The 24,531-nt window shown below is 64.6% G+C and carries 25 protein-coding genes and 1 tRNA gene; 7 read left to right on the top strand and 19 right to left on the bottom strand.

What is annotated here, in order from left to right:
- Positions 1-20 precede the first annotated feature (20 nt).
- Positions 21-308, top strand: coding sequence for a 4a-hydroxytetrahydrobiopterin dehydratase (locus RUH75_RS01975; RefSeq protein ID WP_313801654.1), 288 nt, complete (start codon positions 21-23; stop codon positions 306-308).
- Here the strand turns inward: RUH75_RS01975 and RUH75_RS01970 are convergent.
- From RUH75_RS01970 to RUH75_RS01960, 3 genes are read right to left on the bottom strand one after another with little or no spacing between them, the layout of a single operon-like run.
- A complete protein-coding gene (locus RUH75_RS01970) occupies positions 300-914 on the bottom strand; it encodes a hypothetical protein (protein WP_313801652.1) in 615 nt (204 codons plus the stop codon). The genes RUH75_RS01975 and RUH75_RS01970 overlap by 9 nt on opposite strands.
- Positions 911-3,256: a patatin-like protein gene (locus RUH75_RS01965; protein ID WP_313801650.1), complete on the bottom strand. Its 2,346-nt coding sequence runs from the start codon at positions 3,254-3,256 to the stop codon at positions 911-913. Before RUH75_RS01965 ends, RUH75_RS01970 begins: the two co-directional genes overlap by 4 nt.
- A gap of 43 nt (positions 3,257-3,299) precedes the next feature.
- Positions 3,300-4,034, bottom strand: a complete 735-nt coding sequence (locus RUH75_RS01960) for an endonuclease/exonuclease/phosphatase family protein (protein WP_313801648.1) — start codon at positions 4,032-4,034, stop codon at positions 3,300-3,302.
- Positions 4,035-4,087: 53 nt separating this feature from the next.
- Here RUH75_RS01960 and radA point away from each other — a divergent pair, with 53 nt between their 5' ends.
- The 3 genes from radA (at position 4,088) to RUH75_RS01945 (ending at position 7,278) form a co-directional block, all read left to right on the top strand.
- A complete protein-coding gene (gene radA / locus RUH75_RS01955) occupies positions 4,088-5,455 on the top strand; it encodes a DNA repair protein RadA (protein WP_313801646.1) in 1,368 nt (455 codons plus the stop codon).
- Between the two features lie 11 nt (positions 5,456-5,466).
- Positions 5,467-5,982, top strand: a complete 516-nt coding sequence (locus RUH75_RS01950; RefSeq protein WP_313801644.1) for a CvpA family protein — start codon at positions 5,467-5,469, stop codon at positions 5,980-5,982.
- Positions 5,983-6,396: 414 nt separating this feature from the next.
- Complete coding sequence (locus RUH75_RS01945; protein ID WP_313801642.1) at positions 6,397-7,278, top strand: hypothetical protein; 882 nt, start codon at positions 6,397-6,399, stop codon at positions 7,276-7,278.
- 60 nt (positions 7,279-7,338) lie between these two features.
- Here RUH75_RS01945 and RUH75_RS01940 read toward each other — a convergent pair whose 3' ends face one another.
- From RUH75_RS01940 to rplU, 6 genes are all read right to left on the bottom strand, one after another.
- Positions 7,339-8,256 carry an NAD(P)-dependent oxidoreductase gene (locus RUH75_RS01940; protein WP_313801640.1) on the bottom strand — a complete coding sequence of 306 codons (918 nt, stop codon included), beginning with the start codon at positions 8,254-8,256 and terminating at the stop codon, positions 7,339-7,341.
- Between the two features lie 5 nt (positions 8,257-8,261).
- Positions 8,262-9,392 (bottom strand): glutamate 5-kinase, encoded by a 1,131-nt coding sequence (gene proB, locus RUH75_RS01935; RefSeq protein WP_313801639.1) that lies wholly within the window; start codon positions 9,390-9,392, stop codon positions 8,262-8,264.
- A 19-nt stretch (positions 9,393-9,411) separates the two neighbouring features.
- The gene (gene obgE, locus RUH75_RS01930) at positions 9,412-10,515 is read right to left on the bottom strand and encodes a GTPase ObgE (protein ID WP_313801637.1); all 1,104 of its coding nucleotides are present in this window, start codon (positions 10,513-10,515) and stop codon (positions 9,412-9,414) included.
- 148 nt (positions 10,516-10,663) lie between these two features.
- Positions 10,664-11,239: a GNAT family N-acetyltransferase gene (locus RUH75_RS01925; protein ID WP_313801635.1), complete on the bottom strand. Its 576-nt coding sequence runs from the start codon at positions 11,237-11,239 to the stop codon at positions 10,664-10,666.
- Between the two features lie 269 nt (positions 11,240-11,508).
- The gene (gene rpmA, locus RUH75_RS01920; RefSeq protein ID WP_007683600.1) at positions 11,509-11,778 is read right to left on the bottom strand and encodes a 50S ribosomal protein L27; all 270 of its coding nucleotides are present in this window, start codon (positions 11,776-11,778) and stop codon (positions 11,509-11,511) included.
- 30 nt (positions 11,779-11,808) lie between these two features.
- Positions 11,809-12,105 (bottom strand): 50S ribosomal protein L21, encoded by a 297-nt coding sequence (gene rplU, locus RUH75_RS01915; protein WP_176596244.1) that lies wholly within the window; start codon positions 12,103-12,105, stop codon positions 11,809-11,811.
- A 188-nt stretch (positions 12,106-12,293) separates the two neighbouring features.
- On the opposite strand from rplU, the gene RUH75_RS01910 reads away from it, so the two are divergent.
- Genes RUH75_RS01910 through ybaL form a run of 3 tightly spaced genes read left to right on the top strand, consistent with a single transcriptional unit; the run spans position 12,294 to position 14,565 of the window.
- On the top strand, positions 12,294-12,695 hold the full coding sequence (locus RUH75_RS01910; protein WP_313801630.1) for a hypothetical protein: 402 nt from the start codon (positions 12,294-12,296) through the stop codon (positions 12,693-12,695).
- Between the two features lie 55 nt (positions 12,696-12,750).
- Entirely contained in the window at positions 12,751-12,876 is a 126-nt protein-coding gene (locus RUH75_RS01905) for a hypothetical protein (RefSeq protein WP_313801628.1), read from the top strand.
- A 57-nt stretch (positions 12,877-12,933) separates the two neighbouring features.
- Positions 12,934-14,565, top strand: coding sequence for a YbaL family putative K(+) efflux transporter (gene ybaL / locus RUH75_RS01900; protein ID WP_313801626.1), 1,632 nt, complete (start codon positions 12,934-12,936; stop codon positions 14,563-14,565).
- A gap of 144 nt (positions 14,566-14,709) precedes the next feature.
- On the opposite strand, the gene RUH75_RS01895 is transcribed toward ybaL, so the two are convergent.
- The 10 genes from RUH75_RS01895 to RUH75_RS01850 form a co-directional block, all read right to left on the bottom strand.
- A complete protein-coding gene (locus RUH75_RS01895; RefSeq protein ID WP_313801624.1) occupies positions 14,710-16,455 on the bottom strand; it encodes a DEAD/DEAH box helicase in 1,746 nt (581 codons plus the stop codon).
- 344 nt (positions 16,456-16,799) lie between these two features.
- Positions 16,800-17,498, bottom strand: coding sequence for a 50S ribosomal protein L1 (gene rplA / locus RUH75_RS01890; protein ID WP_313801622.1), 699 nt, complete (start codon positions 17,496-17,498; stop codon positions 16,800-16,802).
- A 4-nt stretch (positions 17,499-17,502) separates the two neighbouring features.
- Entirely contained in the window at positions 17,503-17,934 is a 432-nt protein-coding gene (rplK, locus tag RUH75_RS01885) for a 50S ribosomal protein L11 (protein WP_183954508.1), read from the bottom strand.
- Between the two features lie 204 nt (positions 17,935-18,138).
- The gene (nusG, locus tag RUH75_RS01880; protein WP_313801618.1) at positions 18,139-18,675 is read right to left on the bottom strand and encodes a transcription termination/antitermination protein NusG; all 537 of its coding nucleotides are present in this window, start codon (positions 18,673-18,675) and stop codon (positions 18,139-18,141) included.
- A gap of 20 nt (positions 18,676-18,695) precedes the next feature.
- The gene (gene secE, locus RUH75_RS01875) at positions 18,696-18,902 is read right to left on the bottom strand and encodes a preprotein translocase subunit SecE (RefSeq protein WP_313801616.1); all 207 of its coding nucleotides are present in this window, start codon (positions 18,900-18,902) and stop codon (positions 18,696-18,698) included.
- Positions 18,903-19,102: 200 nt separating this feature from the next.
- Positions 19,103-19,178 (bottom strand) — tRNA-Trp (locus RUH75_RS01870).
- Between the two features lie 55 nt (positions 19,179-19,233).
- Positions 19,234-20,457, bottom strand: a complete 1,224-nt coding sequence (locus RUH75_RS01865; RefSeq protein WP_313801614.1) for a dihydroorotase — start codon at positions 20,455-20,457, stop codon at positions 19,234-19,236.
- A 130-nt stretch (positions 20,458-20,587) separates the two neighbouring features.
- On the bottom strand, positions 20,588-21,598 hold the full coding sequence (locus tag RUH75_RS01860; protein WP_313801612.1) for an aspartate carbamoyltransferase catalytic subunit: 1,011 nt from the start codon (positions 21,596-21,598) through the stop codon (positions 20,588-20,590).
- A gap of 39 nt (positions 21,599-21,637) precedes the next feature.
- Complete coding sequence (locus tag RUH75_RS01855; RefSeq protein ID WP_313801610.1) at positions 21,638-23,248, bottom strand: NAD(P)/FAD-dependent oxidoreductase; 1,611 nt, start codon at positions 23,246-23,248, stop codon at positions 21,638-21,640.
- Positions 23,245-24,402: an aromatic ring-hydroxylating dioxygenase subunit alpha gene (locus tag RUH75_RS01850; protein WP_313801608.1), complete on the bottom strand. Its 1,158-nt coding sequence runs from the start codon at positions 24,400-24,402 to the stop codon at positions 23,245-23,247. Before RUH75_RS01850 ends, RUH75_RS01855 begins: the two co-directional genes overlap by 4 nt.
- Positions 24,403-24,531 lie beyond the last annotated feature (129 nt).

Here is a 24,531-nt window from a genome sequence, read left to right as displayed (position 1 = left end):
AAAACGACAGGGGAGACAAGATGATCGCGAAACTGGATGAGGAGGAGCGGGTGCTGGCCCTCAGGACCCTGCCCGAATGGACGCCCGTTCAGACGCCCGAAGGCATCCGGCGTCTGTTCACCTTCAGGGATTTCACGGCTGCATTCGGCTTCATGACGCAGGTGGCGCTGCTTGCCGAAAAGGCGGATCACCATCCCGAATGGTCGAACGTCTACAACCGGGTCGACATCACGCTGACCACCCATGATGCCGGTGGCCTGTCGCGCCGGGACATCGATCTCGCCAGGCAGATCGACGCTTTATTGTGACGCATTTCCCTCGATCCGGTCGTCATAGCTGCCGAGTGCGGACATGACCGCCGGATCATGGGCATAGCGCTGGCGCAGCATCGCCAGCCGGGCATCCGCACCGGTGCAAAGCTCCGCGATGTTTTCCTCCAGGAAGGCCAGGCGTTCCGCGTCATAGGCTTCCTCGCTGCGGAAATGATCGCAACCGTCGCGATCGACCATGTAGCGCGTCACCTCGTCCGGAAAGGGGCGGGGATCGGCTGCGTCGTCCGATGGCGGCAGGTCCGGGACAGAGGCCCGGGGCGGGATATCGGCGGCGAACGGCTTCATGGACGGTGGCTGCAATGGGACGGCCATTGCCGGTGTGGCGGCGGTCGCTGGCCCGGCATCCTCTTTTCCATTCCGTCCCCGCTGGGTGTCGCCAAGGGCGGGAAGGACGAGGGGAACTGGCGGGTGCTCCCGCGCCGCCCCTTCGCGGCGCGGCGCTGCTTCTGTCGCCGCGGCGGGACGGGCGATGATTTTCGCATCGCCGGACCGTTCCCCTTTGCTCGCCTGTCTGTCGGCGGCCGGAGAACAACCGGCAATCAGCGCCAGCGTCATCGGAAACAGCGTCTTGCCTGCGTTCACCCGATCTCCTCTCTCAAGCTGGCGATCAGATCCGCGACATGGTCCAGCCGCTTTTCCTCCTCGTCCAGGATCGCCAGGAAAGCGGTTCGCCTATAGTGATGCACCGCTTCCGGCGGAAGACGGCTTGCCACGGGCAATGCTGAAATCACGATATCCAGCAGCCGCTCCACCCCGTGGAGCCGACCCCAGAGATAGTCGTTCTCCCGATAGGCGCGGCTGAAAAAGGCGCCGAAATTGTTGAACTCGATGCCTTTCAATGTCGCTTCCGCCCCGCCGGGCCGGATCGCGCTGCAATCTTCAGGCGAGATTCGGTCGACCTTGACCGGATCATATTCTTCCATCCCGTGGCCTTGCAGCAGCGGCAGGGTGGCGATGTCGTAAAAGGGAAAGCCGAGATAGGCGAGCAGCATCGTCCGGCGTTCCGCCTTGGGCAGCGCGGCCAGCGCGTCGGCCAGCATCATGTCCGCCGCTTCGTCCCGCTCGCGCAGGCTTCGCAGCTGCGCCACGGCCTCCAGCGCGGCGCCGGGATCATTGGGTACTTCCCGCGCCGCCGTCCGGATCTCGCCATTATAGAAGTCGATGCCCTCGCACTCGGTATAATGCGACATGGCGGCATAGATGGCATCGTGCATCTTCTGGATGACGGCTTCGCCAGCGGTTGCCTCCACCTCCAGCGTCTCGGCCAGGCGCCGCGCCAGGAAGCGCAAGCGGCGGATGCGGAAGGCAAGGTCATGTTGCCGGAAGAAACCGACTGGCGCGGAATCCCGTCCCACATCCTCGGTCAACCGGTCCGCGCCGATCGTCCGCACATGGCTCCACAGGGACTGGCGATAGCTTTCGCGCATCAGGGGGCTTTCCTCGCCGCTGAGCCGAAACAGCAGGGCGGCGAGATCCTCGACAATGCCGGACAGTTTGAGATGTCCATAGGCCGGGAAGGCGAACCCCGCGGAACTGGCTGCCCGCTGCTGCGCTTTGCTGCGCCAGGCCGAAAGCCGGGCAGGGGTGGGCCGGTCCAGGAACAGCATGCCGCCGATCGCGCCCTCCACCTCCGCTTCGATCCCGGGGCGCAGCGCGTTCAATATGCGCACCATGCGCCGGATGCGGGCGCTGTGCCGGTCGATCGCGTCCAGATTGTCGCGGATCGGCTGTTCGCGCGGAATGTCGCTGAGCGCGCCGAAGATGGTGCGGAAGAAGCCGGGCAGTTGCGCATCCTCGCTCGCGGGCGGCTCTTCGGCTTCGCCCTGGCGATTGAGCTGGATCGAGCGATGGCCGGGCTTGGGGTCGATATAGACGAAGCGCCGGTCGACCTCCCGCCGCGAGGGGCGGTTCTTGAGCGCGCCGATCGCCTGCGCGAAGGGCGCGTTGGCGAGGACCGATCCGTCGATCAATATGGCGTCTTCCGCTCGGCCCTGCGCGGCGTGACGGGGCAAGGCGCGCGCCAGGAAACCATCGCGCGTCGGCCAGGCCCGGTGGCGGCGCTTCAGCACCCGGTCCAGTTCGCGCACGGTGAAGGGCGGGAAGGCGCCGGGGAAGCTGGCGGTGGCGCGCGCCGCGAAGACCAGCTCGGCCGGGTCGGCGAAGCTGCGTTCGCTGCCCGGACCATGGGGACCACGGGCGCGAAAACCGATGGAAAGCCGATGTTCCGTTTCCACCACCTGTGGCGGACTGTTGAGGTTGAGGCTTTGCGGATGGCCTTCGAAATCGGTGACGGTGACGAACAGGTCCAGCGGATGGCCGGCGGGCAGCAGCGCGGGGCCGCGCCCCGTCGCCTCCATGGCATCGAAAGCGTCCAGGATCATGGCGGTGAAGATTTCCCCGCCAAAGGGCGGCTCGAACCAGCGGGAACGGATGAAGTGCGACAGCTTGTGCCGCACCTCCTCCCGCGTGTCGGGGGCGACGGTTCGCTCGACCGTGTCGCCGGGATGCCGCGCCGCCATCCAGACGAGCGGCGTTGCCCAGAATTTGGTGATCCGCCGCGCGGGCCGGGCGTCGGGATCGAGCAGCTTTTCGACATCGGCATTGTCCAGCCACATGTCGGTCAGCGGATCGAGCGACTGGCCCGTCTCGATCGCCTGAGCCAGGAAGATGCCGTTTATCCCGCCTGCGCTGGCGCCCGCGATGATGTCCGGCATCACCCGCAATTTGACGCCGCATTGCTTTTCCAGATCCTCCAGCAACTGGCGATAAACCGCCTCGCTGCTGTTGCCCGAAGGCGCGCCGTCATGAAAAGCGCGGCTCGCCCGTGCCAGTCTCCAGATTTCCTTGGTGATGCCGTGCATGTAGACGGCAAGGCTGATCCCGCCATAGCAGACCAGTGCGAGCCTGAGTTCCCGCTCTTTCATGGCGTTGAAAATCGCAGAGGGCGAAGGACTTGTCGAGCGAAACTCACCCCGGTTTGAACTCCGCCCAGATCGGTAGATGGTCCGATGCCCGCCGCGCCGCCGCGCTTTCATGGACGCCGCTGTCGACCAGCTTCAATGCCCCGCAATGCATGATCCGGTCCAGCCGGGCCACCGGCCGTCGCGCGTGAAAGGACCGCCCGCACGGCGCGAAGCTGTAATGTCGCGCGAAATCGGCGAGGCACCCCCGTTCCGCGCTCCATTCATTGAGGTCGCCCATCAACACGGTCGGCATGCTGTCGCGCAGGCCCGCCGCATGGATCACCGCCGCCGCCTGCTTGCGCCGCCACAGGCCCGACAGGTCGAGATGCATGCCAAAGATTCGCAGCGAAGCCTGGCCCAGCTTCACCTCCGCCATGGTCGCGCCGCGCGGTTCCAGGCAGGGCAGGTGCAACACGTCGTGTGCGCCGATCTCCGCTTCCTTGCGCACCAATATCGCATTGCCGTGCCAACCCATGGAATCGACATGCACGTTGAGCGGCACCGGCCTGTAGGGGCTGATGCTTTCCAGCAGCCAGGGCGGGATCGCCGCGGTCCGCACGCCGAAGCGCCGGTCCGCTTCCTGCAATGCGATGATATCGGCATCGAGTTCGTTCAGTACGTCGATCACCCGTTCCGGCACCCTGCGGCGATCGGTCCCGATAGCCTTGCGTATATTGTAGCTGGCGACGCGAATGGTCTTCATACCGAAACAATGCGCCACGCCGCGCGCGGTTTCCATGGGAAGATGCAAAGAGGATTTGTGTTCCGCATATGTTCTGATATGCGTCGGCCATGGCAAAGGCAAAGCGCAAATTCGTCTGTCAGCAATGCGGCACCCTCTCCAGCCGATGGCAGGGGCAATGCGATGATTGCGGCGAATGGAACAGCATCGTCGAGGAAGCTGCCGGAACAATTTTCTCGGCCCGCCACGATCTGCATAGCGGAGGGCGCGCGCTGACGCTGGTGGGCCTGGATGACAAGGTTGAGCTGCCGCCGCGCACCACCACGGGGATTGCCGAATTCGACAGGGCGCTGGGGGGCGGCATCGTTTCCGGCTCTGCCACGCTCATCGGCGGGGACCCTGGTATCGGCAAGTCCACGCTGCTGCTTCAGGCCGCGGCCCGCATCGCTTCGGCGGGCCACAGCGTCGCCTATGTCAGCGGGGAGGAGGCATCCGATCAGGTTCGCCTGCGCGCCCAGCGCCTGGGGTTGGGCAATGCTCCGGTGCAACTCGCCAGCGCCACGTCCGTCCGTGACATATTGACCACTTTGGGGGAAGGGGAGCCGCCCGCGCTGCTCATCATCGATTCGATCCAGACCATGCATAGCGATCTGATCGAAGGCGCGCCGGGCACCGTCAGCCAGGTGCGGGCCTCCAGTCAGGAATTGATCCGCTTCGCCAAGCAACGCGGCACCGCGCTCATTCTGGTGGGTCATGTGACGAAGGACGGCAGCATCGCCGGGCCGCGCGTGCTGGAGCATATGGTCGACACGGTGCTCAGCTTCGAGGGCGAGCGCAGCCATCAATATCGCATCCTGCGCGCCATCAAGAACCGCTTTGGCGGCACGGACGAGATTGGTGTCTTCGCGATGGTCGCGGAGGGGCTGGAGGAGGTGAGCAATCCTTCCGCCCTGTTCCTGACGCATCGCGATGAAAGCGTGACGGGTGCGACCGTCTTCCCCGCGCTGGAGGGCACGCGCCCGGTGCTGGTCGAAATCCAGGCGCTGGTCGTGCGTCTGTCCAGCGGGGCGACCCCTCGCCGCGCCGTGGTGGGGTGGGACAGCGGGCGGCTCGCCATGATCCTCGCCGTGCTGGAGGCGCGCTGCGGACTCAGCTTCTCGACCTGCGAAGTCTATCTGAACGTAGCGGGCGGTTATCGCCTGTCGGACCCGGCCGCCGATCTCGCGGTGGCCGCCGCGCTCATGTCGGCATTGTCCGAACGGCCGGTTCCCGCCGATGTCGTGTTGTTTGGGGAGATCGCGCTGTCCGGCGAAATCCGCCCGGTGGCCCATAGTCCGCTGCGTTTGCGCGAAGCAGCCAAGCTGGGCTTCAACCGGGCTTTCGTGCCCGCCGCGGTCGCTGATGGAGTAAAGGGCATTTCGGTCAGCGGCTATCGCGCGCTTGCGCAACTTGTTGACCAGATGCTCGGCCGCGGATAGCCAGCAACGCAATGAACGCGATCGATATTCTCGTCCTGCTCCTGATCGGCGGTTGCGCTGTCTTTGGCCTGCTGCGCGGTTTCGTGCAGGAAACCCTGTCGCTGATCGCCTGGGTCCTGGGCATCTTCGCCATTCGTCTGTTCCACAGCTCGGCCACCGATCTGCTCGAAGGGTTCGTCGGCAGCACCAGCGGCGCGGCGGTCCTTGGCCTGGCGCTGGTGTTTGGCGTCACCTTCGGCGCGGGCAAGCTGCTCGCTCATGCGATCGGCCGCCGCACTCGCCAGTCCGTCCTTGGCCCGGTCGACCGGGTGCTGGGCGCCGGCTTCGGCGCGGTAAAGGGCCTGATCGGCGCGACGCTGGTGTTTCTGGCCTTCAGCATGGTCTACGACACCGTCTATGGCAGCGGTGCCCGCCGCCCGGACTGGCTTGCCGACGCGCGAACCTATCCGCTGCTCAATGCCAGCGGCCAGGCGATCAGCGAGTTCGTGGCGGAGCGCCGGGCGCATAAAGCTGCGGCTTCTGAATAACCTTAGCCCGCCCCATCCCCATGACGGGATTTTGGGTGACAAAGGTGACACGATAGAGGCATGGAAAAGTGCCATTTTCTGGCTTTTTTCCTACAAGCGGGTTCACGGTTCAAAGAGCGGGATCGTCCATAGTCGCCAGCATGGCTTGTAGGACAGCAATTTGTTTGGTGAACAGCGTCTGATGTCGCTGCGAGGGTTTGCCCGGCCCCTTCGGCAAGTTCAGGACAGGCTGGATTAGGGGACTGGCCTGCTTGTGTTCGCGAGAAAGAAGCGGGGAGGGGAATGGCAAAAAACGACCATTTCTTGTCGTTTACAGAGCCTTCGGCTGTTCTCATAAGTGGACATTGACGGAACCACGTGACCGTCAATCAGTGATAGATTGCGTCACATCAGACGGGGAAATAGTTTCAAGACATGAGCCTTCAGTCTGCCCTGCCAAGCTGGATTAAACAGCTCACATGCGCACTTTGTGCATTTCTTGCCTTTCCCAATGACGCCCTGTCGGCGAAAAGTGCCGCTCCCCTGTCGCTCTCGCCAATTTGGCGGATGGAAAGTGATGAGGACTACAGCTATCAGGCGGATTACAAGCGCCCCGACCCGATTAAGGGCCTTGCTGTGCATGGTTACTTCGCCGACGACAGCCTAAACGTTCGCGACGCAAGGGTGTCTCTGCCTACAAGCGCAGAATGCCGTGAGCCTGTCACACTTCCCGATCCGCGACACCTGCCCGACTATCTTCCGGGGCGGACACACACCGAGTTCTGGTTCTATAGGTCCGGCGATCAGGGCCTTTATCTAAGCCGCACTTGGCGGGTCGAGCGATCCGCTCGGTGTGATGTTACGGCAATGGTAGAGACAAAGATCGTCCATATGTCACTGTTCAACGGCATGGCGCGCTTCATCAAAATCGACAACGGCGCTGAGCCGGTGATTTCGACAGATACTATTGCTGAGGGTGAACTATATCCGATTCCGGCTCACTTCGTCGCGATAGATCGCCAATTGCTGCGAAAAGGGCCTAACACCGTCAGCAGGCGGACAGACGACCGGCTGGAGAATACCCCTTTTCGACGCACCTGCTTCGACACCTCTTTCGCGTTTTTCTTTTCCAATAGCTGCGTTCTCAACGAGGCTGGGCCATGGCAAGGCTTGCTGATCTCGGCCGACAGCGAGGCTGATGACGGCACATCCTATTCCGAATATCGGCTGCTCGACCTCAATCCTCAGGCCTGGATCGATGGACGCCTTTTCCAATGGGATCGCAAGATTATGTTGGCGCCCGCTGCTGCGAAATGACCGTTATCGCGCTATACCTTCCCGTTATCGGAACGACCGCTATCCACCCACAGCCGCCGGTCATAACCATCCCTTCGCGCGATAGGCCTCGACCGTCGCCTTCAACCCATCCTCGGTCGTGACCTTCGGCACCCACAGCTTTTTCGGCGGCTGCCTGCGCTTTGCCACCACCCAGTCGGGATGGCAGAAATAGCTCACCCGATCGAGTGTCAGCTTGGCATTCCTGCCGCGCACCATCCGGTCCAGCCGCGCGCCCAATCCCAAGGCCCAGCTCGGCGTGGCGAAGGTCCGCACTGGCCGCCCGACGGCGCGCCCGATTGCTTGTGCGAAGTCCAGATGGTCCCAGCCGCCGGGCGTGCCGTCATCCACCTCATAGACATGGGTCAGGCTTTTCATGTCCTTCTCTTGCCCCAGCGTCAGGAACAGCCGCGCCAGATCGCTCACCTCGATCACCGACAGGCGCCCGCCCGGCGGCATCAGCATGATCCCGCGCCTGGCCATGCGGAACAGTTCCAGCATTTCCCGGTCGCCCGGCCCGTAGATTGCGGGCGGGCGCACGATGGTCCAGTCGAGGCCGCTGGCCTTCACATGCCGCTCGGCCAGTTCCTTCGACCAGCCATAGTCCGACAGCTCCGGTTCCCGCGCGGACAGCGACGACACATGGATCAGCCGCCGCACGCCGCGCTGGCGCATGGCGTCGACCACCGCCATGGTGCCGCGCGCATTGCCGATCTCGAACCCCTCGCGATCCGGCGCATTCACCACGCCCGCGATATGGATCACCACATCGGCGTCGCGCACCAGCGTATTGAGCGCCGCCCGGTCCTCCAGCGACCCCGGCACCCATTTCAGATGCGCGCGGGGCGGTTGCGCGCGGCGGGTGATGGCGGTGACATGATGTCCCGCCGCCAAAGCCTGATTCAGCGTTTCAGCGCCGACGAACCCCGTCGCGCCCGTCATGGCAATACGCATGCTCATGACCCTCAGACCATCGCCATATGATCGCGGTGAACCAGCACGGATCGGGGCAGGTGTCCCAGCAAGACGGCGATATCGTCGCTGCGCTTGCCCGCGATCCGCGCCGCTTCCTCGCTGTCATATTCGATCAGGCCGCGCGCGATCACGCGTCCGTCCTCAGTCAGTATGTCGACCACATCGCCCCGCGCGAAAATCCCTTCGACCCGCGCCACGCCGGCCGGCAGCAGGCTGTTGCCGCGCCCCAGCGCCGCCTCCGCCCCGGCATCGACGACGATCCGCCCGCGCACGGTCAGACGCCCGGCCAGCCAGCCCTTGCGCGCGCCCTTCGCCTGCGCCGCGAGGAAGATTGATCCTTTTCCGCCACCTGCCCAATGCGACAGCGGCGAATCCACCTTGCCGGAGATGATCGCCAGATGCGCGCCCGCGCCGGTGGCGATGCGCGCCGCCTCGATCTTGGAGGTCATGCCTCCCGATCCCATGCCCGATGCCGAACCGCTGTCCGCCATTCCGGCAATGCGCGCATCGATGCGCTCGATTGTCTCTATCAGCATGGCGTTCGCATCGACATGCGGATTGGCGGTGTAAAGCCCGTCGACGTCCGACAGCAGCACAACTGCGTCGGCCCGTGCCGCCTGTCCGATGCGCGCCGCCAACCGGTCATTATCGCCGAAGCGAATCTCCGCCGTGGCGACGCTGTCATTCTCATTGACCACCGGCACGACGTCCAGCGCCATCAGCCGCTCCAGCGTGGCGGACGCGTTGAGATAGCGCCGCCGGTTCTCCAGATCGTCCAGCGTCACCAGCATCTGGGCGGCGACGATGCCATTTTCATGCAGCAGGCTGGCCCAGCATTGCGACAATGCGATCTGGCCCGTTGCCGCCGCCGCCTGCGCGTCCTCAAGGGAACCGCGTCCGCCCTTGGGGAGCTTCAGCCGGCGCGCGCCCAGCGCAATAGCGCCGGAGGACACGATGATGATCTGCTGCCCGGCCTGCTTGCGCGCGGCGACGTCAGCGACCAGTGTGCGCAGCCAGGCCTCGCGCACCTGCCCCTTCGGATCGACCAGCAGCGCGGAGCCGATCTTGATGACCAGACGGCGGATTCGGGAAGGCGGAAAGCCTGACAGGGGGGCAGTCATCGATTATTCCAAGGGACAGTCAGAGCGGCGACCATGTGGCTTCGCCTTCCTCGCCTTCCTCGCCATCATCCTCAGCCTCTGCCTTTGCCTCGCCCAGCAATGGCAGCACCGCGTCCAGCAGGGCCTGCACACCCTCGCCGGTCGCGCCGGAGATGATGAACACATCCTCCACCTCAGCCTCATTCCGAAGCTGCTCGGCAATGTCTTCCATCAACTCCTGCCCCAGCAGGTCGCCCTTGTTGAGCGCCACGATCTGCGGCTTTTCATCCAGCCCGTCGCCATAGGCCGCCAGCTCATCCTGCACGATGCGGAACTGCTCGACAGGATCGTCGCCGGTCGCATCGATCAGGTGCAGCAGCACCCGGCACCGCTCGATATGTCCCAGGAAGCGGTCGCCGATCCCGGCGCCCTCGGCGGCCCCCTCGATCAGTCCCGGAATATCCGCCAGCACGAATTCCCTGTCGCGATGCAGCACCACGCCCAGTTGCGGCTTGGTGGTGGTGAAGGCATAGGCCCCCACCTTCGCCTTGGTGTTCGTCACCTGGTTGATGAAGGTCGACTTGCCCGCATTGGGCATGCCCACCAGGCCGACGTCAGCCAGCAGCTTCAGCCGCAGCCACACCCACATTTCCTGCCCCGGCCAGCCGGTGCCATGCTGGCGCGGCGCGCGGTTGGTGCTGGTCTTGTAGGACAGATTGCCGCGCCCGCCGTCGCCGCCGCGCAGGAAGACCATGCGTTGTCCCACCTGGGTGAAATCGGCCAGTATCTCCTGATCCTCATAATCGGGATAGCCGTCCTCATCCTCCGTGCCTTCGATGGGCTGCGGGTCGGACAGGATCTGCGTGCCCACCGGCACCTTGACGACAAGGTCCTCGCCGCCCGCGCCATAGCGGTTCTTGCCCGCGCCCGGCAGACCGCGTTGTGCCTTGAAATGCTGCGTGTAGCGGAAGTCGATCAGGGTGTTGAGGCCGGCCACGGCTTCAAAGATGATGTCGCCGCCCTTGCCGCCGTTGCCGCCATCCGGGCCGCCATATTCGACATATTTTTCGCGCCGGAAACTGACCGCGCCGGGACCACCCCAGCCGGACTTGATGTAGATTTTTGCTTGATCGAGAAAATGCATCGCGCGCCCATAGCGGTTTATGCGGCGAAATTAAACCACAGGCGTGGTAAAAGCCGTCACTTCCTGAACCAGGGCCGGAAACAGCTGCTGCGGGGCGGCTTTCGGCGCCGGGGTGCGGCTGGGATGCCACGCCTCGGCGCCGAGGAGATCAGGCGGCAAGCGCCGGCCAGGCATCCCCGTAAAGATCCACGGCCGAGTCAGCGGCCATGCGCGCGGCCTCGCCTTCTTCGAAGATCAGGCAGTCGGCCGCGGCATCCCGCCCCAGGCTGAAGCGCTTTTCGACCCGCCCCGTGAAGCGGAAGCCGATCTTGCGCAGGACGTTGCCCGACGCGCCATTATCCATGAAATGGGCGGCGCGGACGTCACGGACGCCCGCCGCGCGCGCCATGTTCATGACCGCCCGTGCCGCCTCGGTCGCAAAGCCGAGGCCCCAATAGGGGCGGGCGATCCAGTAGCCCAGCTCCGCCGCGCCATCCTGGCCCCGATGGACGCCGCATCCGCCGACCAGACGCGGCGCGCCGTTGGTACGGGTGAAGGCGAGCAGACGGGGCAGGCGCGGGTTCTGCGGTTGGGCAAGAAATGCCTCCGCATCGGCCTGGCAATAATCAGCCGGCGCATGGGTCAGGTTGCGCAATATGGCCGCATCGCCGATGGCTTCGGCAAGGGCGGGCGCATCTTCCATCCAGCCGGGCCGCAGCAACAGGCGGGGGGTACGGGCGAACATCGAAAGTCTCCTAATCTCCGGCGCGCCAATGGCCGCGAAAAGTTACGGCTTGACGACTATCTTCTCTGGCTGGGCCCCGCTCGCCCGACGATCGGGAAAGCCAGGGGTTCCAGAGACTTGAGGGAAGTTGAGGGGAGACGCCGACGAACAGAAAAAAGGGCGCTCCCAGGTGGGGCGCCCCTTGTTCCCTCGAACACTGACGGGACTAAAAGTCGTTCCGCCAGGAGGATCGCCCCGATTGCGAGGGACGATCCGTCATCGATCGTCCGTTATTCGGCTGCTTCGGCCATGGCGTCGACCGACACATATTTGCGGCCGAGCTTGCCGGTGTGGAATACCACGCGGCCTTCACCCAGCGCGAACAGCGTGTGGTCCTTGCCCATGCCGACGTTGCGGCCCGGGTAGACGCGCGTGCCGCGCTGGCGAATGATGATGTTGCCGCCGATCACTTCCTGACCGCCGAACTTCTTCACGCCAAGGCGCTTCGATTCCGAATCGCGACCGTTACGCGACGAACCGCCAGCTTTCTTATGTGCCATGACTCAAACTCCTCGTAACTTAGCTGCGGCTCAGGCGATCGACACGATCTTCAGGATCGTGTGATTCTGGCGGTGGCCGTTGCGGCGACGGTAGTTGTGCCGACGGCGCTTCTTGAAAACGATGACCTTCTCGCCCTTCGCCTGCGCGACGATTTCAGCGGCAACGGTCAGCTTGGCTGCGTCCTTCACGTCGCTGCCTTCGCCGGCGAACAGGACGTCATCCAGGGTCACTTTGTCACCAGCCTCACCGGCCAGCTTCTCAACGACGATCTTGTCTCCGGCGGCGACGCGATACTGCTTGCCGCCCGTGCGCACGATTGCGAACATGGCTCTTCTCTTCTCGTTCAAATCTGCTTTACGCAGATCGTCGAGGGACAATGCCCTGTTGGACCCGCGCGGGAATGTGGCCCGCTACTGGAATGACTCGCTTCTGTCAACCGCCATCGCCGCCTTTCGGGGCTGGTTTTTGACCCTGTCCGTCCCTATCTTCATTCCCCGAAGGGATATTATCACGCATGATGCCGGTGCCATACAGGAATGAAGCGATGCAGGGGCGCCTGTTCTTCATCCTGATGCTGTGGCTGTCGATTGGCGTGGCATTGCTGAGCGCGCTGGCGCCGCTGGGGCCGCCGTCCAGCAGATTCACAGGCTCCGCCTTCAATCCTGCGACCACCAGCGTCGTGCTGAAGGCTCGCGCTCACGCGCCTCTGATCATCGTCCGGGTGACGGAGCCGGATGGCGACGGGCGGGCCCCACTGTCGGCGCCCGCCGCGACCTGGTTGTTGCCCATGGCGGTGCTGCTGCCGGGCGTCGCGTTGCTGATGTCTGCCGACCGATTCTACCCTTCCTTCCCTTCTCCCGCTTTCTTCCACATTCTTTCCCGCCAGTACGCCCGCGCGCCGCCTGCCTTTTCCTGACGCATCGCTCTCAGGCGCACCCTTGGGTTCGTCGTCAGGAAAAAGGAGCCTATCCATGACCCTCAAAAGATCGCGACGCGGCAAACGTCGCCCGCCCTGGTGGTTCATGCCTGCCGTCATGGCGGGACTGGGCGCTGCCGGCGCGCTGCTATCGGCGGCGATGCTGGCCGTCGCTGAATAATCTATCAAGCCGCTGGTGGAGGGGGTCCCCTCGCCGGCGGCCAGGGAAAGACATTGCATGCCCCATAACACGCCCCTGATCGGAACGATCGTAGCGGGTCTTGTCGTTGCCTTCATCATGGGTGCCATCGCCCATCGCCTGAAATTATCGCCGCTGGTCGGCTATCTGCTCGCCGGCATCGTTGTCGGTCCCTTTACGCCGGGGTTCGTCGCCGATGCGGGTTTGGCCAATGAGCTGGCGGAAATCGGCGTCATATTGCTGATGTTCGGCGTTGGCCTGCATTTCTCGCTGCGTGATCTGCTGTCGGTCAGGAATATCGCGGTGCCCGGCGCGATCGGCCAGATCGCGGTCGCGACGCTGATGGGCATGGGGCTGGCGCATGTCATGGGCTGGCCGCTGATGGGTGGGCTGGTCTTCGGCCTCGCGCTTTCGGTGGCCAGCACGGTCGTCCTGCTGCGCGCGTTGCAGGGCGCCGACCTCGTCGAAACCCGCCGGGGACGGATCGCGGTCGGCTGGCTGATCGTGGAGGATCTGGTGATGGTCCTGGCGTTGGTGCTGCTTCCCGCGCTGGCGGGGGTCATGAACAATGTCGATGCGGGCGGCGGGGCAGAAGCGTTGCTGGCGCCGCTGCTGAGTACCTTGCTGAAGGTCGCGGGCTTCGTCGCCCTGATGCTGGTCGTCGGCCGCAGGGTCATACCCTGGGCGCTGCACTGGGTCGTCCATAGCGGTTCGCGTGAGCTGTTCCGGCTCGCCGTCCTTGCCATAGCGCTGGGCGTGGCCTTTGGCGCGGCCGTGGCGTTCGACGTTTCCTTTGCACTGGGCGCCTTCTTCGCCGGCATGATACTGGGCGAAACGCCGCTCAGCCGCCGCGCCACCGAAGAAACGCTCCCTTTGCGGGATGCCTTCGCGGTACTCTTCTTCGTTTCGGTCGGCATGCTGTTCAACCCGGCGGTGCTGGTCGAACAACCGCTCCCCCTGCTCGCCACCGTGGCGATCATCATCGTCGGCAAGTCCATCGCCGCCTTCGCCATCGTCCGCGCCTTTGGCCATCCCGGAGACACCGCGCTTACCATTGCGGCCAGCCTTGCCCAGATCGGTGAGTTTTCCTTCATTCTGGCGACGTTGGGCACCGGCCTCGGCGTCCTGCCCGCCGAAGCGCGCGACCTGATCCTGGCAGGCGCGATCGTGTCGATCTTCCTCAACCCGCTGATCTTTTCAGCCGTAGTGCGCAGCCAAAAGCCCGAGGAGGATGCGGAAGCGGAAAAGGCGCCCGAACAGCCGCGCATGGGCCATGTCATCCTCGTGGGCTATGGCCGGGTAGGGAAGCTGATCGGCCATCGTCTGGCCGAGCGCAAGGTGCATTTCGTGGTGATGGAAGCAGACCCTGATCGCGCGGAGGAAGCCGAAGAAGCGGGTCTGTCGGTCGTACGGGGCAGTGCCCTCGAGAACCGCCACCTGCTTGCCGCGGGTATTTGCGAAGCGCGTCGCATGCTGATCGTCGTGCCGGAAGGGTTCGAAGGCGGCGCCATCCACGAACATGCGCGCCACCTCAATCCGAATCTCCAGGTCATCGCCCGCGCCCATTCGGACGCTGAGGTCGCGCATCTGGAGGGGCTGGGCGTGCCCCATGTCGTCATGGGCGAACGCGAACTGGCGGCGAAGATGCTGCTGCTCTGCGGCGCGGGGTAGAAGTGAAAAGGGCCGCCCTGTCGAAGAGCGACCCTCCTGGCGCGCGCTGCGTTAAATCAGACGCAGGACGCGCGCTGCAGTTTTTTGTTTTCGCATCGTTTCAGGCGCAAAACCGGTTCCCACTGTTGCGCACGATGCTCTGGATTAGCGAGGCTTGCGCGGTCCTTCCCGCTTGGGGCCACCCTTGAACGGGCGCGGGCTGTGCGCGGGCGGACGCGGCCCCCGATCGCCATTGGGCCGTCCCTTGCCGCGCGGCCCTTCACGCCGGTTTTCACGAGCGGCTTCGCGCGGAGTGCCCTCGACCTGTTCGAAGGCGATGTCTGCGCCCTCGTCGCTGGCTTCGCCGGTCCGCTTCACCGAACCGATGAAGCGCGACGCGATGGCGCTGGGGATTTCGAACAAAGTCTCATTGGCGGCGATGCGGATCGCGCCGATATCCTGCCGCGACACATGGCCGCGGCGGCAGATCAGCGGCAATATCCAGCGCGGATCGGCGTTCTGACGGCGGCCGATGTCCATGCGGAACCAGACCGTGTCCTCGAAACCGGGGCGCGGCCCGTCGCGGCGTTGCGGCGCTTCGCTGGCGTCCAGCAACTCCTCGGGCGCGGGGAGAGCGGAGCGGGCGCTCTTCACCAGCATCGCCGCGATTTCCTTGGCAGACTTTTCGGCCAGTAGTTCGGCGCCCAGCGCCCAGTCCTGCTCGTCCAGTTCCTGCCGCTCCATCAACCGCTCGCGCAGGCGCGTATTATCCTGCTGCTGGATCGCCTCCTTGCTCGGCGGAGTGCCCCACTCGACCGGAATCTTCGCGCCACGCAGCATGGATTCGACCCGGCGACGGCGCGGATAGGGGACGATCAGCACGGCCGTTCCCTTCTTGCCCGCGCGGCCGGTGCGGCCGGAACGGTGCTGCATCGTCTCGGCGTCGCGCGGAATCTCGACATGGACGACGAGGCTGAGATTCGGCAGATCGATGCCGCGCGCCGCCACGTCGGTCGCCACGCAGACCCGCGCCCGGCGATCACGAAGGGCTTGTAGCGCATGGTTGCGCTCATTCTGGCTATGCTCGCCCGACAGCGCCACCGCCGCGAAACCGCGCTCGGTCAGGCTGGAATGCAGGTGGCGCACATTGTCGCGGGTCGCGCAGAAGAGGATCGCCGTCTCCGCCTCATGATAGCGCAACAGGTTGACCACGGCATTCTCGATATCGGCGGGCGCGACGGTCACGGCCTGATAGCTGATGTCGCCATGGCCACGCTCGTCGCTCACGGTGGAGATGCGCAACGCGTCCTTCTGGTAGCGCTTGGCCAGCGCCACGATCGGCTTGGGCATGGTGGCGGAGAAGAGCAACGTGCGCCGTTCCTGGGGCGCGCCGTCGAGAATCTCCTCCAGATCCTCGCGAAAACCCATGTCGAGCATTTCGTCGGCTTCATCCAGCACCACGGTCTTGAGGCCCGACAGGTCCAGCGCCCCGCGCTCCAGATGGTCGCGCAGGCGCCCCGGCGTGCCGACGACGATATGCGCGCCATGGCTCAGCGCCCGGCGTTCCTTGGCGGCGTCCATGCCGCCCACGCAGGTCGCAATGCGGGCGCGGGCCTCGCCATAGAGCCATTCCAGCTCGCGTGCGACCTGAAGCGCCAGCTCGCGGGTTGGCGCAATGGCGAGTGCCAGCGGCAGGCCGGGAGCGGGAAGGCGGCTGCTGTCGCCCAGCAATTCCTTTGCCATGGTCAGGCCGAAAGCGACCGTCTTGCCCGACCCGGTCTGCGCCGAGACGATGAGGTCGCGGCCTTCGGCTTCTGGCTGGGTGACTTCGGTTTGAACCGGGGTCAGGCTCTCATAGCCCTTTCGCGTCAGCGCGTCGGAGAGGAGGGGAGGGAGATGTTCAAAACTCATTTCATTATCCGTGGAGTGCGACCCGTCTCTGCCGACGGTGTCTTTATTCTATGCCGCGCCGGACCCTGGGTCATGGCTCAACGTTCCGATCGGGGTGCGCTCCACTCTCTCATCCGTTGGGGCTGCCGGAAAGAGGCGCTTGCCTCTCTCGCATATGAAAGCCCTGCTCTTTTGAAGTGCAGAAGGGTGGAATGGCCCGTGCCTTTGCCTCGTTAAAGAGGCAATATATTCCGACCTGATGGCCGGACAGGAAAGCCCCCTATCACAAGGCTCCCCAAAAAAGAAGAAAGCCTCCTTCCCCGCGTGGAGGAAGGAGGCTCCCCTATTGCATTAAATCCGTCGGATCAGACCGAAGCGACTTCCGCCACGTCGACCTTCACGCCCGGACCCATCGAGGAGGACAGGGCGATCTTGCGGACGTACTTGCCCTTCGAACCCGACGGCTTCGCCTTGACGATCGCGTCGACGAAAGCGTCGAAATTCTTGCGCAGGTCTTCGGCCGAGAAGCTCGCCTTGCCGAGGCCAGCGTGGATGATGCCGGCCTTTTCGACGCGGAACTCGATCTGACCGCCCTTGGCAGCCTTGACCGCTTCAGCGACGTTCGGGGTAACGGTGCCCAGCTTCGGGTTCGGCATCAGGCCCTTGGGACCCAGAACCTTACCCAGACGACCGACCAGACCCATCATGTCGGGAGTCGCGATCACGCGCTGGAAGTCGATGTTTCCGGCCTGGATGCTGTCCAGCAGATCCTCGGCGCCCACGATGTCGGCGCCAGCGGCGGTCGCGGCTTCAGCCTTGTCGCCACGGGCGAACACGGCGACGCGGACGTCCTTGCCGGTGCCGGCGGGCAGGGTGACGACGCCACGGACCATCTGGTCGGCGTGACGCGGATCGACGCCCAGGTTGATCGCGATTTCGACGCTTTCGTCGAACTTGGCGGTCGCGTGGGTCTTGATCAGGCCCAGCGCTTCGTCAACGCCGTGCAGCTTTTCCTTGTCAACGGCGGCGGCCAGAACCTTGGCCTTCTTGGTCAGCTTTGCCATGGTCTTAGCCCTCCACCACTTGGAGGCCCATCGCGCGAGCGGAGCCTTCGATGATCTTCGTCGCTGCGTCGATGTCGTTCGCGTTCAGGTCAACCATCTTGGCCTGGGCGATTTCAGCGAGCTGGGCGCGGGTGATCTTGCCGGCGACGACCTTGCCCGGTTCCTTGGAACCCGACTTCAGGTTGACGGCCTTCTTGATCAGATAGGTGGCGGGCGGCTGCTTCGTGACGAAGCTGAAGGAACGGTCCGCATAGACGGTGATGATGGTCGGCAGCGGGGTGCCCTTTTCCATCTTTTCCGTCGAGGCGTTGAACGCCTTGCAGAATTCCATGATGTTCACGCCGCGCTGACCCAGGGCAGGGCCGATCGGCGGCGAGGGGTTGGCGGCTCCAGCGGGCACCTGGAGCTTGATATAGCCCGTAATCTTCTTGGCCATTTTCACTCACTCTGTTGCTGGGAGGATCGCAAGCGACCCGCCCGGTTCAAGTTTAGCGGTCAGACGGAGGTTGAACCCCCTCCCGCAATCATTCCCGGTTTCCCGGAAATCCCTTCTGCCGTCATGCCGCGTTCCTTGAGAAGAAAGCGGGACCCCGGATCAAGTCCGGGGTGACGGATGTTGTTCTTACTTCGCCAAACTTCCTTACTTGGAAAGCTCGACCTGTTCGAAGTCCAGTTCGACCGGCGTGGCGCGGCCGAAGATCGACACGGACACCTTGACGCGGTTCTTTTCGAAATCCAGCTCCTCGACGGTGCCGTTGAAGCTCGCGAAGGGGCCGTCCAGCACCTTGACGCTGTCGCCGATCTCGTAATCGACATTGACCTTGTGCTTGGGCGCGGCCTCGGCTTCCTTCTGGGCGCCGAAATAGCGGGCGGCATCGGCTTCGCTGATCGCCTGCGGCTTGCCCGACGAACCCAGGAAACCCGTCACCTTCGGCGTGTTCTTGACGAGGTGGTAGATGTCGTCGTTCATGGCCAGCTTGGCAAGGACATAGCCGGGCATGAACTTGCGCTCGACCTGCACCTTCTTGCCGCGCTTCACCTCGGTCACCGTCTCGGTGGGGACTTCCACCTGCTCGACCAGCTGGGAGAGGCCCATGCGCTCGGCTTCGGACAGGATCGATTCCTTGACCTTGTTCTCGAAGCCCGAATAGGCGTGGATGATGTACCAGCGCGCCATGTTACCGTCTCAAACTCCCATCATGCCTGGCCAGCGGCAAGCCGCAGCAGCCACTGAACGACCTGGCCGAAGAACGTGTCGATGCCGAAGAAGAACAGACCCAGCAGCGATGTCATGATGACCACCATCACGCCGGTCATGATCGTTTCGCGGCTGGTGGGCCACACGATCTTCGACGCTTCGGTCTTCACCTGATTGACGAATTCGCCCGGAGAAACCTTCGCCATCGCCTGTCTCAAACCCTTCGAACAAACACCAAAGCGCGAAGCAACAGTCCGCCCTCCCGATCCCGCCCATGTTGGCGTCCGGGGGTGCGGCCGCGCTCCGCGACCCATTCTTCGCCCGGAGCGGCACATGCCGCTCCAAACACGATCACCCGCATCTAGCCGCGAACCCTTGGTTTTGCAAGGTTTCGCGGCAAAATGTTTGGCAGGAGTGGAGGGACTCGAACCCCCGGCATTCGGTTTTGGAGACCGACGCTCTACCAGCTGAGCTACACTCCTGTGCCGGCGAAGGAGGGCGCTTTAACGTGGCCCGCCGGGTAGGGCAAGGGGGAAATCAGAGGAAAACGCCGCCCTTCATGATCTTGCGCGCGCGACCCTGCACCGGCACGCGATTAAAGGGCGTGTTTCCTGCCTGTGCGGCCATTTTCGTGGAATCGACGATCCATGGCGTGTCGGGATCGATGAAGATGAGGTCGGCCGCTGATCCCGCCGCGAAGCTGCCCGCATTGACGCCGAGAATCTTGGCCGGATTGGCGCTGAGCAGGGTCATCAGGCGACCCAGGGTCACATGCCCCTCCCGCACCAGATTGAGCGACAGGGCCAGCAGCGTCTCCGCCCCCGCCATGCCCGGCGAGGCGTCCGCGAAGGGGAGGCGCTTGTCCTCCGGCCCCCGCGGATCATGGCTGGAGGTGATGACGTCGACCGTGCCGTCCGCGACGGCCGCGAGGGAGGCCTGCCGGTCCTCTTCCGAGCGCAGCGGCGGCGAGAGGCGGGCAAAGGTGCGGAAGTCCGTCACCGCCTGATCGTTGAGGAAGAGATAGGCGGGGCTGATGCCGCATGTCACCTTCAGCCCTTCGGCCTTGGCAGCGCGGATCAGGTCGAAGCCCGCCCCGGTCGTCACCAGCCGGAAGTGGATCGCCGCGCCCGTCACGCGGGCGAGCATGACGTCGCGCGCGATCGCCATCGCCTCGGCGCAGGCGGGGGCGTGGGGCAGGCCCAGGCGGGTCGCCGTTTCGCCGCTGGTCGCGACCGCCTTGCCCGCGAGGCCCGAATCCTCGGCATGGGTGATGACGGTCAGTCCCAGTCCGGAGGCATAGGCCAGCACGCGCATCATCACGCCCGAATCCGCGATCCACTGGCGTCCGGTGCCGACCGCCTTGGCTCCGGCCGCCTGCATCATGCCGATCTCGGCCAGTTCGGCGCCCTTGAGGCCGCGCGTGGCGGCGGCGATGGGGTGGACCCAGAAGTCCGGCTTGCCTGCCCGCGTCGCCTGCCGGATGAGGCCGGCATCGTCGAGGGGGGAGGACTGGTCGGGCATCAGCGCCGCCCGCGTGATCCCGCCGAAATGGAAGGCGGGCTTGTCCGTCGCGAAGACGCCCAGATCAATCAGGCCGGGCGCGACCACCAGTCCGGCGGCGTCGATCGTCTCCGCATCGCCCGGCACGGCGACATCGCCCGCCGCGACGATCCGGTCGCCTTCGATCAGGATGACGCCGTTGCCCACATCCTCGCCTGCCGGGTCTGCGAGTTTTCCGTTGATGATGGCGAGTTTGCTCATTCCGCGTGCACCTCGGCCTTAATATCGTCATTCCCGCGCAAGCGGGAATCCATCTCCTGCTCCATCCCCAGACGCAAAGTTGGGAGATGGCTTCCCGCTTGCGCGGGAATGACGAGGGAAGGATATTGGATCATGCCCACCCCTCCACGCCCCGCGCGCCGCGCGTCAGTACGTCCAGACAGGCCATGCGAATGGCGACCCCCATTTCCACCTGTTCGGTGATCGCGGAGCGCTCCGGATGATCGGCTACCACGCTTGAAATCTCGACGCCCCGGTTCATGGGACCAGGATGCATCACCAGCGCGTCGGGCTTGGCCAGCGCCAGCCGCTCCGGCGTCAGGCCGTAGAGCATATGATATTCCCGCGCCGAAGGGATGAAGGCCCCGTCCATCCGCTCATTCTGGAGCCGCAGCATCATCACGACGTCGGCGCCCTCCAGCCCCTCATCCATGCGATGATAGGGGGTAGCGCCCAGCATCTCGACCTCGGGAGGCATCAGCGTCGGCGGCGCCACCGCCCGCACCTGCGCGCCCAGGGCCGCAAGGCACAGCATGTTCGAGCGCGCCACCCGGCTATGCAGCACGTCGCCGCAGATCGCCACGATCAGCCCCTCGAACCCGCCCTTGCGCCGCCGGATCGTCAGCGCGTCAAGCAAGGCCTGCGTCGGATGCTGGTGCCAGCCATCGCCTGCATTCAGCACCGGACAGTCGACCTTGTCCGCGATCAGCGCCACCGCGCCCGAACTGGCGTGACGGATGACGATCACATCGGCGGCCATGGCATTGAGCGTCATGGCGGTGTCGATCAGCGTCTCGCCCTTCTTCACGCTGGACGTGGCCGCTGCCATGTTGACCACGTCCGCGCCCAGCCGCTTGCCGGCGATCTCGAAGGAGAGCAGCGTGCGCGTGCTGTTCTCGAAAAAGGCGTTGATCTGGGTCATGCCCGCAAGCCGATCGTCATGTTTGCGCGCGCCGCCCCGGTTGCTCTTCGCCCAATGCTCCGCCTCATCGAGGAGGAAGCGGATTTCCCAGGGCTTGAGATCCGCGATGGACAGCAGATGCCGATGCGGAAACAACGCCCGGCCGGTCAGGTCGCCCCCGTTAAGGTCAGGCTGGGCGGATGGAACGGTGATGTCGGGCATGAGCTGACCCTTTAGGCGAGGGCAGGGGGAAGGGCAAGCTTAACCCCGTCCAAACCAACGCCCCAGCGACGCGCCGTCCTTCATCACCGCGCGCGCCGCATTATGCCCCGGCGCGCCGGTCACGCCGCCGCCCGGATGCGTGCCAGCGCCACACATGTAGAGCCCCTTCAAAGGCCCGCGATAGGCGCCATGCCCCAGCACCGGCCGCGCCGCCCAGAGCTGGTCCAGCGTCATATTGCCATGCATGATGTCGCCGCCGACCAGCCCGAATTTCCGTTCCAGATCGAGCGGCGAGAGGATGTCCCGCGCGATCACCGACTGCGCGAAGCCGGGCGCATAGGCATCGACCGTCGCGATGATATGATCCGCCGCCGCCTCGCGCTCGTCATCCCAGTTCCGCCCATCAGGGAGTTCGGGCGCGAATTGCTGGCAGAAAAGGCTCGCCACATGGCTGCCCGCCGGCGCCAGGCTCTCATCCACCGTCGAAGGGATCAGCATTTCGACGATCGGCTCCCTTGACCAGCCCTCGCGCTTCGCGTCCATGAAGGCGCGGTCCATATAGTCCAGCGTCGGCGCGATGACGATTCCCGACTGGTGATGCTCGCCCACGCCCGGCAGGCAGGAAAATTCCGGCAGCGCCGATAGCGCCACATTCATTCGGAAGGTGCCTGATGCAGTCCTGAACCCCCGGATGCGCTTCAGGAAATCCGCCGGCAGATCGCCCGGCTCCATCAACCGTTCATAGAGCAGCTTTGGCCCGACATTGGCGATGATGGCTTTTCCCATCACCTCTTCCCCACTCTCCATCCTCACCCCGACGGCGCGCGGGCCATCCACCAGCACGGATGCGACCGGCGCCTCCAGGCTGATCTCCACGCCCATGGCGCGCACCACCTGCGCCATGATCCGGGTGATCGCGCCCATGCCGCCGACGCTGTGACCCCAGACACCCTTCTTCCCGTTCACTTCGCCAAAGACATGGTGCAACAGCACATAGGCACTCCCCGGCGCATCGGGCGAGGCATAATTGCCCACCACCGCGTCGAAGCCGAAGGCCGCCTTCACCGCATCGCTTTCGAACCAGCCGTCCAGAAAGCCGCGCGCCGATCTGGTGAACAGCTCCAGCACGTCGCGCTGCTGCTCCAGCGTCAGCCCGCCGAGCCTTCGCCCCTGCCGGAGCGCGGCCACGATCATCGCCAGCCCGTCCCCGGCATTGGGCGGCGCCTTCAGCGTCATGTCGCGCAGCAGGTCTGCAACCACTTCCAGCGCATCATAATAAGCGGGGAGGGTGGCGGCATCCTTCGCGCTGAATTTGGCGAACTGGGCCTGGGTCCGTTCGACCCCGCCGCCCAGCTTCAGATAACGTCCGTCGGGCTGGGGCAGGAAATTGCTGATCGGCCGCTCGATCACGCGATAGCCATGCTCTATGAGCTTCATGTCGCGGATCACCCTGGGATGGAGCAGGCTGACGGTATAGCTCGCCACCGAATTGCGGAAACCGGGATGGAATTCCTCGGTGACGGCCGCGCCGCCGACGATCGCGCGCCGTTCCAGGATGCGCACCTTGTACCCCGCCCGCGCAAGGTAGAAGGCGCAGACCAGCCCATTATGCCCGCCCCCGATGATGACGGCGTCATAGCGTTGCGTCATGCTTCCCTACTCCAGCCCGCTGCCGGTGCCCGGTGCAGCCGCGCCTGCGGGATGATCCGTCGCATCCGCCCGCAAAAATGCCGCAGCGCCACCTCCTGCTCCGACAGCGGCCCCACGGTGAAGCTTTCCGAAGCCATGCCCGCCTGCACCCGCTCGATCAGCGCGGCGTCCTCGGCATTGACCTGCCGGTTGATGCGCCAGTTCAGATAGCGCGCCGCTCTCATTTCGCGCCGCTCGTCAGGCATTGCATAGGGAATCTCGCGGATCAGCGTCTGGGTGGACGACACCGGCAGCCATTGCATGAAGTCGATCTGATCGGGATAGATGTCGAATGCCATATTGGGCCACAGCTTGAAATAGGTCCACAACCGCTGCCGTTCATCCCCCAGATGCGGTACATGCGGCAGGAAATGCTGATAGGCCCGCTCGGAGAGACAAGCGGAAGGCCGGTCGAGGATCGGGGCCTGCATCCTGTCTACATGCGCGCTGGCTTCCACGCCATAGCCATCGCCCATCAACCGCTTCAGTCCCGGATGCGCCACCGCGATATGCAGCCCGTCGGAATAATTGTCGCCGATGATCTTCCAGTTCACCGCCCGCGGCCGCAGCGTCACCCGCCCCAGCGCCCGCAATTCCTCGAAACGATAGGCCGCGATCTCGCTGAGATAGGGCGCGAGCATCTCCGCCACCGACGGCCCGCCATCATCCTCCAGCCGGACGAAGAGGAAGCCATGGAAATTCTCCACCTCCACGGCCGCCAGCCCATGGTCGGCCATGTCGAAGGCATAGCTGGCCTTCATCGGCACTCCGGTCAGCCGTCCCGCGCTGTCATAGGTCCAGCCATGATAGGGGCAACTAAGCTTCCGCGCGCAACCAGATACGGCGTCGACGATCCGCGCCCCGCGATGGCGGCAGGCATTGACGAAGGCGCGCACGACCATATCCTCGCCCCGCATGCCGATCACGCTCTCGCCGATATAGTCCAGCCGATGGAAATCGCCGGGGGAGGGCAAGTCGCTTTCATGGCATAAAATCTGCCAGGACGGCCGGAATATCCGCCGCAGTTCGGCATCGAAGAATTCGGGATCGCGATAAGTCCAGGCCGGCAGGCTCCACCCCGCGTCCGGATCATCCTCTTGCCCACTGCCGTCCACTGCCGCGCATCCACCCCAATGCTAAAGTTATACGTCCGTATAACAAAGCCTCTGTCTCGGCAAGGCGGGGGACCTTCGCGCAGGTTTTTGCAGCGCGACTGTGTTCGTTCGGGCACTATGGCCTGGCAC

It is taken from the genome of Sphingobium sp. (genome assembly GCF_032153725.1).
Lineage (GTDB): Bacteria > Pseudomonadota > Alphaproteobacteria > Sphingomonadales > Sphingomonadaceae > Sphingobium.
The sequence above is the reverse complement of the archived record's forward strand: the minus strand, read 5'-3'. Positions and strand labels throughout refer to the sequence as shown.

Excerpts from the sequence above, each read along its gene's own strand:
- RUH75_RS01975 (WP_313801654.1), top strand. The coding sequence starts at position 21 with ATGATCGCGAAACTGGATGAGGAGGAGCGGGTGCTGGCCCTCAGGACC.
- RUH75_RS01965 (WP_313801650.1), bottom strand. The coding sequence starts at position 3,256 with ATGAAAGAGCGGGAACTCAGGCTCGCACTGGTCTGCTATGGCGGGATC.
- RUH75_RS01960 (WP_313801648.1), bottom strand. The coding sequence starts at position 4,034 with ATGGAAACCGCGCGCGGCGTGGCGCATTGTTTCGGTATGAAGACCATT.
- radA (WP_313801646.1), top strand. The coding sequence starts at position 4,088 with ATGGCAAAGGCAAAGCGCAAATTCGTCTGTCAGCAATGCGGCACCCTC.
- RUH75_RS01950 (WP_313801644.1), top strand. The coding sequence starts at position 5,467 with ATGAACGCGATCGATATTCTCGTCCTGCTCCTGATCGGCGGTTGCGCT.
- RUH75_RS01945 (WP_313801642.1), top strand. The coding sequence starts at position 6,397 with ATGAGCCTTCAGTCTGCCCTGCCAAGCTGGATTAAACAGCTCACATGC.
- RUH75_RS01940 (WP_313801640.1), bottom strand. The coding sequence starts at position 8,256 with ATGAGCATGCGTATTGCCATGACGGGCGCGACGGGGTTCGTCGGCGCT.
- proB (WP_313801639.1), bottom strand. The coding sequence starts at position 9,392 with ATGACTGCCCCCCTGTCAGGCTTTCCGCCTTCCCGAATCCGCCGTCTG.
- obgE (WP_313801637.1), bottom strand. The coding sequence starts at position 10,515 with ATGCATTTTCTCGATCAAGCAAAAATCTACATCAAGTCCGGCTGGGGT.
- RUH75_RS01925 (WP_313801635.1), bottom strand. The coding sequence starts at position 11,239 with ATGTTCGCCCGTACCCCCCGCCTGTTGCTGCGGCCCGGCTGGATGGAA.
- rpmA (WP_007683600.1), bottom strand. The coding sequence starts at position 11,778 with ATGGCACATAAGAAAGCTGGCGGTTCGTCGCGTAACGGTCGCGATTCG.
- rplU (WP_176596244.1), bottom strand. The coding sequence starts at position 12,105 with ATGTTCGCAATCGTGCGCACGGGCGGCAAGCAGTATCGCGTCGCCGCC.
- RUH75_RS01910 (WP_313801630.1), top strand. The coding sequence starts at position 12,294 with ATGATGCCGGTGCCATACAGGAATGAAGCGATGCAGGGGCGCCTGTTC.
- RUH75_RS01905 (WP_313801628.1), top strand. The coding sequence starts at position 12,751 with ATGACCCTCAAAAGATCGCGACGCGGCAAACGTCGCCCGCCCTGGTGG.
- ybaL (WP_313801626.1), top strand. The coding sequence starts at position 12,934 with ATGCCCCATAACACGCCCCTGATCGGAACGATCGTAGCGGGTCTTGTC.
- RUH75_RS01895 (WP_313801624.1), bottom strand. The coding sequence starts at position 16,455 with ATGAGTTTTGAACATCTCCCTCCCCTCCTCTCCGACGCGCTGACGCGA.
- rplA (WP_313801622.1), bottom strand. The coding sequence starts at position 17,498 with ATGGCAAAGCTGACCAAGAAGGCCAAGGTTCTGGCCGCCGCCGTTGAC.
- rplK (WP_183954508.1), bottom strand. The coding sequence starts at position 17,934 with ATGGCCAAGAAGATTACGGGCTATATCAAGCTCCAGGTGCCCGCTGGA.
- nusG (WP_313801618.1), bottom strand. The coding sequence starts at position 18,675 with ATGGCGCGCTGGTACATCATCCACGCCTATTCGGGCTTCGAGAACAAG.
- secE (WP_313801616.1), bottom strand. The coding sequence starts at position 18,902 with ATGGCGAAGGTTTCTCCGGGCGAATTCGTCAATCAGGTGAAGACCGAA.
- RUH75_RS01865 (WP_313801614.1), bottom strand. The coding sequence starts at position 20,457 with ATGAGCAAACTCGCCATCATCAACGGAAAACTCGCAGACCCGGCAGGC.
- RUH75_RS01860 (WP_313801612.1), bottom strand. The coding sequence starts at position 21,598 with ATGCCCGACATCACCGTTCCATCCGCCCAGCCTGACCTTAACGGGGGC.
- RUH75_RS01855 (WP_313801610.1), bottom strand. The coding sequence starts at position 23,248 with ATGACGCAACGCTATGACGCCGTCATCATCGGGGGCGGGCATAATGGG.